The 1,105-nt window shown below is 35.6% G+C and carries 1 protein-coding gene; it reads right to left on the bottom strand.

What is annotated here, in order from left to right; translation table 11 throughout:
* Positions 1-315 precede the first annotated feature (315 nt).
* Positions 316-732 carry a hypothetical protein gene (locus tag N9I19_RS24885; RefSeq protein ID WP_317779354.1) on the bottom strand — a complete coding sequence of 139 codons (417 nt, stop codon included), beginning with the start codon at positions 730-732 and terminating at the stop codon, positions 316-318.
* Between the last annotated feature and the right edge of the window lie 373 nt (positions 733-1,105).

The raw sequence follows: 1,105 nt of genomic DNA, 5'->3' as shown, positions 1-1,105 counted from the left end.
ACCAACAACTAGATGTTGATCCGTAATTCTCTCAATTAGTTGATTTTGTTTGTTTTGCATTTTAAAATTCATAGTAGAGCTTCCTCCTTAAGATGAGTTTTGGTTTGTGTGTACTCTCATCATACTGAGGAGCTCTGTTTTTTTCAAAGCCGATAATTAATGCTCTACAGGAATGCTAACGGGTGCGTTAGCTGAAGATCAGATCTGTCTTTAAGGCAGCTTTTTTTTATGCAACTATCGGGGCAGTTTAGTTCAACAAGAAAATTGACTCATAAATGTCACATTAGACGAAAATTGCGACAAAAAGAAGTACAATTAATCAGCAGTATATTTAGTTAATTCATCAAATTCTTTACCAGTGACATACCGATGCTTATAGGAAATTACACTATATTTACTATATTTCTCACCCGGTATACGAATAGTCATACGAATTAACTTATAGGGTGGGTTAAGTGGTCCTTCAAATCCAATTACTCGTAATGACACATCATATGAATCATTTTGAATATCTCTTGTGATTTTTTCAATTCTACTAAAAGTGAATAGCTGGGAATCACCGTGTTTTTCCATAATTTCAAGTATGGTGGTTACGCCCAGATATCTTAGAAAAGCTAATTCCATTATGGAAGGTGGTTGGTTTTGAGGGATTGTTTCTGTTGTGGTTTTTGCTTCACTAACACTATTGTACGAAATGAAAAGGATAAGAAATAATATAGCTGTTTTTCTCATTATTAAGTCTCCTTGTTAATTATTATCTTATTTTTTTACAAGAAGATAGGTTTTATTCATAAAACCTTTATCGCACAGTTCGAAGAAAATACCAATAAAAGAGAAGGTGCTTGTTCAACTAACGGGTGCGTTAGTTCATTAAAAGGGCTCCCAATTTGGTGGGTTTTTATATCGCAATTGACACAAACTGTGCAATAGGAGGAGAAAGCCTCTAACGGTATTCGAACCCGCACTCCTTTCATAAGCATAGGCTAGGAGTGAACACGCTTCCCTACGGATATTCACCGGCAGGATTCACACCTGCTTTAGCTTATTTGCTTTTCGGAGCTTCTGAAACCTACAGTGTTTTCCTATGCTCTTTCCTTCTAGATAA

Source organism: Peribacillus sp. CSMR9, assembly GCF_033141925.1.
GTDB classification, from domain to species: domain Bacteria; phylum Bacillota; class Bacilli; order Bacillales; family DSM-1321; genus Peribacillus; species Peribacillus simplex_A.
This window is presented reverse-complemented; position numbering and strand designations above follow the sequence as displayed.